This is a genomic window from Agriterribacter sp. (assembly GCF_035444585.1).
Taxonomy (GTDB): Bacteria; Bacteroidota; Bacteroidia; order Chitinophagales; family Chitinophagaceae; genus Agriterribacter.
On record NZ_DAOMOZ010000048.1, the window covers coordinates 1 to 7,784 of the forward strand.

5 protein-coding genes are annotated in these 7,784 nt (G+C 44.7%); all 5 read left to right on the forward strand.

The features are described 5' to 3' along the window. Positions 1-296: 296 nt before the first annotated feature. Positions 297-2,660 carry a PDZ domain-containing protein gene (locus PLH26_RS07335; RefSeq protein WP_324585355.1) on the forward strand — a complete coding sequence of 788 codons (2,364 nt, stop codon included), beginning with the start codon at positions 297-299 and terminating at the stop codon, positions 2,658-2,660. A gap of 286 nt (positions 2,661-2,946) precedes the next feature. Then, positions 2,947-3,315, forward strand: coding sequence for a hypothetical protein (locus PLH26_RS07340; RefSeq protein WP_324585356.1), 369 nt, complete (start codon positions 2,947-2,949; stop codon positions 3,313-3,315). Positions 3,316-3,390: 75 nt separating this feature from the next. Next, positions 3,391-5,676 (forward strand): TonB-dependent receptor domain-containing protein, encoded by a 2,286-nt coding sequence (locus PLH26_RS07345; protein WP_324585357.1) that lies wholly within the window; start codon positions 3,391-3,393, stop codon positions 5,674-5,676. A gap of 51 nt (positions 5,677-5,727) precedes the next feature. Continuing rightward, complete coding sequence (locus PLH26_RS07350; RefSeq protein ID WP_324585358.1) at positions 5,728-6,960, forward strand: sialidase family protein; 1,233 nt, start codon at positions 5,728-5,730, stop codon at positions 6,958-6,960. Between the two features lie 301 nt (positions 6,961-7,261). Beyond that, the coding region (locus PLH26_RS07355; RefSeq protein ID WP_324585359.1) for a phytanoyl-CoA dioxygenase family protein at positions 7,262-7,784 on the forward strand (523 nt) is incomplete at its 3' end.

Genomic DNA, 7,784 nt, shown 5'->3' on the forward strand with positions numbered 1-7,784 from the left:
TAAATTAAAATGGTGTATTCTGCTTTGTTGCACCTGAGTGCAGGAGGAATTTGAAATGTACCCGGCAGTGAGTGCCATCGGCATGATATTTAAATTTTGCAGTTGGTTCATAATTGCCACGAGCTAATTTGCGACTCCCATAACCTTTTGCTGTTTTTAAACGGATTAAACCCGGTTTTACAATATTGAAGCAAAGCAATGCAATCAATGGAAATATCCGTTTCAGCTATTTATCAGCAGAACAGTTAATTTTAACGTGATTAAATAACATGTTGGAAAAATTACCCCTGTATTATATGAAAAGGCTGATAATAAGATCTGCATGGTGTTTTTTCTTTTTGTGTTTGGGCACCGTTGCAATGGCGCAGGTTACATTGTATGTGGCTGTGGGCGGAAACGACAGCAATACCGGCACTCCTGCCCGGCCTTTTAAAACCATCCGGTACGCCGTTGATCACTCACTTCAATACGAGGATAAAGATGTAACGATCGAATTGCGCACAGGCACCTACTACCTGGATAAGACCGTTGAAATAAATGCGGCGGATTTTTTACCCGCGTCGCTGCAGATCAGGGCATACAGCAACGAAAAGGTTACCATCAGCGCTGGCAGGCGATTAAAGCTTCAATGGAAGCCTTATAAAAACGGTATATATGTAGCGTCAGTTCCTCCGGGCGTTTCTTTTGAAAGATTGTATATCGATCAAAAGCTGCAACCACTGGCACGGTACCCCGATTATGATCCTGCTGCAAGAGTATTTCATGGTACGGCGGCAGACGCCATCGCCCCGGAAAGAGTAAAACGGTGGAAAGATCCCGTGGGCGGGTATGTACACGCCCTGCATGCGTATGAGTGGGGTGGCTTTCATTATCGTATAACCGGTGTTGATGATACAGGAAACGTACAACTGGAAGGCGGCTGGCAGAATAACCGTCCCAATGCAATGCATAAGGAATACCGCTTTGTTGAAAATATTTTTGAAGAGCTGGATGCGCCAGGTGAATGGTGGCTGGATAAAGCAAAGCACCTGCTGTATTATTTTCCGCCAAAAGGAATAAATATAGCAACAGCGAAAGTAGAAGTTTCAAATTTGAAGAACAGCATTGAGCTGAAAGGAAGTGCCGGTAAGCCTTTACGCAACATACAGTTGATCAACCTGTATTTTGCGCACAACGAACGCACTTTCATGGACACCAAAGAACCATTGCTGCGCAGCGACTGGACAATTTACAGGGGTGGCGCCGTTTTATTGGATGGTACCGAAAGCTGTAAAATAGCAGACTGTGTTTTTGAAGGTATCGGCGGCAATGCCATTATGTTCAGCAATTACAATAAAAAGGATACCGTTACCGGCTGCCATATTTATAATACAGGCGCCAATGCGGTTTGCTTTATCGGCGACACAAAAGCAGTTCGCTCTCCATCGTTCGGGTATGAAAATTTTGTTCCCTATGCCCGGCTGGATAAAACCCCCGGGCCGTTAACCCATAACTTTCCGCAGGAATGCATTGTTGCCGATAATCTTTTCCACGACCTGGGCGATATAGAAAAACAGGCAACAGGTGTTCAAATAGAAGTAGCTGCTTCCATTACGGTTAGCCACAACAGCATTTACCATACTTCACGTGCCGGCATCAATATCGGCGATGGCTGTTTCGGCGGGCATACAATAGAATATAATGACGTGTTCAATACCGTTAGAGAAACAGGAGATCATGGATCCTTTAATTCGTGGGGACGCGACCGTTTCTGGGCGCCGGACAGAAAATACATGGACAGCCTGGTGGCTGTTCATCCCGAACTGATCTTACTCGATGCGCAAAAGCAAACCATCATCCGCAACAACCGATTTCGTTGCGATCATGGCTGGGACATTGACCTTGACGACGGTTCGTCCAACTACCATATCTATAATAATCTTTGCTTAAATGGCGGGCTCAAGCTGCGGGAAGGCTTTTACAGGGTAGTGGAGAACAATATTATGATCAACAATTCCTTTCACCCGCATGTGTGGTTTAAGAACAGCGGTGATGTGTTTGAGAGAAATATCGTGATGAAAAAATACGCGCCCATACAGATCAGTGACTGGGGGAAAAGAATTGATCATAATTTATTTCCCGATACCGCTGCCCTCAATGACGCAAGGTCCGGGGGAACCGATAAAAACAGCCTGGCGGGAGATCCGTTGTTCGTTGATCCTTCAAAAGGCGATTATTCGGTTGCCCCCAACTCTCCCGCACTTAGAACCGGGTTTAAGAATTTCCCGATGGATGAGTTCGGCGTTAAAAAGCCTTCTCTCAAAAGAATAGCATTACAGCCCCAGATACCCGTATTGATAACAGATGCAGGACTGGATGATAAATCTTTGGAAGTGTCATTTTTGGGAGGTTCCGTAAAATCTGTTGACGGGCTGGGAGATCGTTCGGCTTACGGTCTTCCCGATGAAACAGGGGTAATCGTTATGTCAGCAGGAAATAACAGTCTTTTGTCTTTATCGGGACTGCGGAACAAAGATGTTATCCGCACAGCCGGCAACAAAAGCGTTGAAGATGTAAAACAACTGATGGATGTTTACCAGTCACTGAACTGGACAGGCGAAATTCCGCTTACCGTTATGCGCAATCAGCAACTGGTAACCCTGACGCTAAAAACGCGGTAACAGGTTGCAGTGCCGGCTTCCGGAAGCAGGAGTGAACAATGGTTCTGCCGTGGACAGTGTTGTCACCGCCACACGAAGCAAAGCAATGCAACAATTGGATTGCACCCTTTTGTAACCTTAACGCCTGCAAATACTCTAATATAGGTATCGGCAATTGAAATGAATAATGTTTTTGTTACCATATAATTTTAAACAGCCGGCATCATGATCAATATCATGAAAGAAAATGTGCTGTTTTGATCTTTCCTGTTATATCTTTGCAGCATTAGATTATTATCTCAGCAAATTGAAGAGTTTTACTACCATACTGCTTTTTACCATTATCTTTTTACAAACATTCAGTTCCTTTGTAATCCGGGCAGATTATTTTATAAACAAAAGTTATATAGCAAGGGTTCTTTGTATCAACAAAGAAAAGCCTCAAACCCATTGCAACGGTAAATGTTATCTCACCAAACAATTGGATCAGCAGGAGAAGCAGGATCAGCAGGCGCCTGTTCCCAAATGGGAGAAATTTGACATGCAGCCTTTTTTTCTTCCAAAAGATCTCGACTTTTTGAATGACCGGCTTTTGGTTACAACAGAGTATCCTATTGAGAACGAGATGCTTACTTTTTCTTTCCCCCGCTCCATATTTCATCCCCCTTCTGCATAACCTTATTGTAAGGTTTTAAGATTGCAGTCGTCCTTTCTTAAGGATGAAATATTATTTACTTAAATTTTCTTTGGTATGAATAAGCCATTGTGCTTAACCGTACTGTTGCTATCGGTGCTCCATGTTGCGTACGCTCAAATAAACATCGAAGGAAAAGTAATTGACGCAGCAACCAGCCAGCCGCTCCGGGGTGTAACGGTTTCGGGTTTAAATGATCAAACCAATACCCTGTCGGGTAAAGACGGGAGCTTTACCCTGTATTGCAGTTCAAAGGAAGATAGCATCAGGTTCAGTTCGGCCGGGTACGAGCCCAGGAATATTGCATTACCTGATTTTGAAGCATACGTTTTACTTACTCCCTCTTTTACCAATCTCAATGAAATTGTGGTTTCAGGCAGCAGGAATGCCCAGCGCCGCACTGAAGTGCCGGTAGCCATTAATGTTATTTCAAAATCAGCGATAAATGATACAAAGGCCACAAGGCTTGATATGCTGGTGAATAAGGTGCCCGGCGTATTTATGGTTGACCTGGGCAATGAGCAGCACAGCATGGCGGTTCGCCAGCCCATGGGCACAAAAAATCTTTTCCTGTATCTCGAAGATGGTATTCCGATCCGGACGGTGGGAGACTTTAACCACAATGCATTGATAGAGATCAACCAGGCATCGCTGCAACGGATAGAGGTTATCAAAGGTCCTGCGTCATCCCTGTACGGGAGTGAAGCCGTGGGAGGGGCGATCAATTTTATTACACAGGCGCCATCCCCGTTTTTGTCGGGGAAAGTACAGGTGGAAGGCGGAAGCAGGGGATACAAACGTACGGATTTCAATGTAAGCGATACGTACGGGAAGCTCGGCATGTATATAGGCGGTTATTATGCGCATCAGGATCAGCGGTCTGAAGAGCATAACGATTTTGATAAAACAGCTTTAACATTCAGGGTAGATTACGGTTTTAACAGCAAAACGAAGCTGACCGCTGTTGCTGATTATATCAACTATAAAACAGACCAGAAAGGCGGTCTGGACAGCGCTCATTTTTATAATAAAGACTATATCAGCTTTTACCGGTTTACCTACAGGAAAGTAAATGCCTTTCGGCTGAGATCCACATTGAACAGGGAATGGAATGATAATAACAGAACAAATCTTACCCTCTTTTACCGCAACACCGCTATTGGCCAAAATCCTTTTTATTCCATAAGCAATATTGCCGGAAATACAGCAAAGGCTAAAGGGCAGATCAATGAAGACGCTTTTAAAAGCTATGGGGCAATACTGCAGCATACAACGGAACTGAAAGCCATAAACGCAAGGTTCATCTCAGGTGTAAGTTTGGATTACAGTCCTGCCACTTACCATGCGCAGTTCACGGATATTGACAGGGATGCCAGTGGAATTTATTATAACTATACGGCAAAAGACAGTTTGCTCACCCATTACAACGTTGATCTTTTTAACAGCGCCGTATATGCGCAGTTTGAATATAATCCAACCGGTAAATTGAAATTGGTGGCTGCAGCCCGTTACGACAGGCTGGATTACCGGTTCAACAATCATTTGCCGCCCGGCGCATTCACCGGTGCGCCGGATGCCACAGATCACTTTGATAATTTTACGCCCAAGCTTGGTATCACATACGACTTTGGAAACAACAAAGGCGCCTATATCAACTACAGCACAGGTTTTGCCCCGCCCAATATTACAGACCTGTACGCCGGTGTTCAGGTGCCTGTACTGAAAGCGGCTCTATATCAAAATTATGAGGCGGGGGGCTGGGTTTCGTTTGCTGCCGGTAAAGGGTACGCAGAAGTTTCGGTATACAAAATGGACGGCAAAAATGAAATTGTGAGTGTAAGGCTTGCAGATGGCTTTTATCAAAATCAAAATACGGGGAAAACCAGCCATAAGGGCGTTGAGGCAAACTTAAAATATTCACTGGTGAAAGATGTGACCGTTCGTATTGGGGGATCTTATGCCAAACATACCTATATTGATTATATACAGCAGGGTAAAGATTTCTCGGGTAACAGGATGGCACAGGCGCCGGCCTATATTTATAACGGTGAAATAACCTACAAACCTCATTACTGCAAAGACCTTAGAATAGCAGCAGAATTGCAGGGCATGAGCAACTATTATACGGATCCTGAAAATACAGCCAAATACAAAGGCTTTACGATCCTTAATGTAAGGGCCGGGTATAGTTTTGGGGGATTTGAACTGTGGACAAACTGTCTCAATATCGCCAACACAGTTTATGCAACCACCGTAGATAAAAGCGCTTATGGCACTTCTTACCGTCCGGGGCAGCTAAGGACTTTCAATGTGGGGCTGGCATATAGTTTTAATGATCAGTAATGAAAAGGAGAGCAGAAACAGATGGCTCAGCTGGATTTCAAAATCAAAAACATGAAAAAAGAATTATTTTTTATAGTATTCATAAGCGCCGTCTTTATTTGCGGCTGCCAAACGGGAAATGAAGAACAGGGCGTCACTGCCGTTGCTTCACGGGGAATCCTGATAGACGGGGCTAAAGGCTCCTGCCCTTATCTTACAAGGGATGATAAAAACAATATTGTTTTAAGCTGGATCAAACAAAAAGATTCCGCCACATTTGTTTTTTGTTATGCGGTTTCAGAAGACGAGGGAAAAACGTTTAACAACCCCATTGAAATACCCGGCAGCGCCAATGTTCATCCTCATGGTGAAAATATGCCAAAAGTAATATTCAAACCATCGGGAGAGGTCATTGCCGTTTGGGGCGCCGCCAATCCCAATCCCCAAAATGCATATTCGGGTTTGGTATATTATGCACGGTCATTTGATAAGGGCAAAACATGGACAGCTCCTGTTTCTTTAACGAAGGATACTGCCAGCTTCGACCAGCGCTATTTTGATGTGGCACTGCTGCCCGGCGGGGAAGCCGGCATTGTTTGGCTGGATAACCGGAAGCAGTCGCAAAAAGAAGGCTCGGGATTGTATTATGCCGTAACCAAAGGCAATAATGGTTTTGAGCATGAGCAATTGATCAGCGAGCCCTGTTGCCCGTGTTGCCGTACGGATCTGTTTATTGATAAAAAGGAAAACATCCATGTATTGTACAGGGCGATCATTAATGACAGCATCCGTGATATGGTGCATATTGTATCTACCGATAAGGGACATTCATTTTCATTACCCAAAAGGATAAGCGAAGATAACTGGGTTATCAGTGGTTGTCCGCATACCGGCCCGGCAATGACGGAGAACAGGGAAGGACTGCATTTTACATGGTTTTCCGGCGGCGGCAGTGCGGGTATTTATTACAACAATTCTTTTAATAACGGGCAATTGTTTTCAGTGCGCAGCAATGTAAGTGGCAGCAACTCCAGGCATTGCCAGATCGCATCGCTTTCAAACGACAATATAGTGATCGTTTGGAATGAAAGCTCCCGGCGCGGCGAAGATTTCAATAGCCGGATCGGTATGGAAGAACGGAACGCAAACGGCGATGTAATGCGCAAGGCATACATCACCCCCGGTAATAGCAACGCCTCTTTCCCTGTTATATGCCCTGTTGATGCCAATACTACATTGGTTGCCTATACCGAAAGAATAGAGGATAGTGAATATGTTATGTTTAAGCAGGTAATGCTGGAATAAGGAGATTTGAAATTTCAAATTTCAAATCTCAAATTTGAGATATCTTCCTGTTCTCATGAAAATCGGGCAGGTATGTGAAATGGTAAACTACGCAGGGAGGAATTGAACTATGGCGCTTCTTTTCTCTCTCAATCTTCGGTTTTTTTACCGCAAACGCCCCTATTCCCTAAATAACCATTTTTAGCAGGGAGAATACAGGAAAGAATGATCATTCCGGTATTACGGAGGAAAACACTATATTAGAGTTTTGGGTGGTAAGCATCCTGTTGTACTTTGTATATTTACTTTAAATCCAAACATCATGAATCATATGGTAATAAAAGATCTATCTGCTGCTTCCTCGCCTGTTTCAGATTTTACGCAATGGCCGTCGGCTCCGGGGGAGTGGGAACAATACAAGCTCACGAAAGAGCAAATTCATTTTTTTAATGAACACGGCTATATCAGCGGCATCAGGCTGCTAAACACCGAACAGGTTGAACAGCTCAATAGGGAACTGGCCGAAATAGCAGATCCCGGTCATCCGGGCAACGGCCTTTTTCACGAGTTTCACTCCAACGAATCGGCTGATCCCGACACGGTATTGTTCCATGCGCTGGGGCACTGGCGCATCATGCCCGGCTTTCATGATGTGCTCTGGAATCCTGCTTTCGTAATGGCTGCCAGCCAGTTGTTCGGTAATGCGGCGGTGCGGTTCTGGCACGACCAGCTTTTTTGCAAGCCTGCTCATCACGGAGGGGTAGTGGCCTGGCACCAGGACTATTCTTACTGGACACGTACCGGTCCTATTCAGCATCTTACCTCCTGGGTAGCATTGGATGATG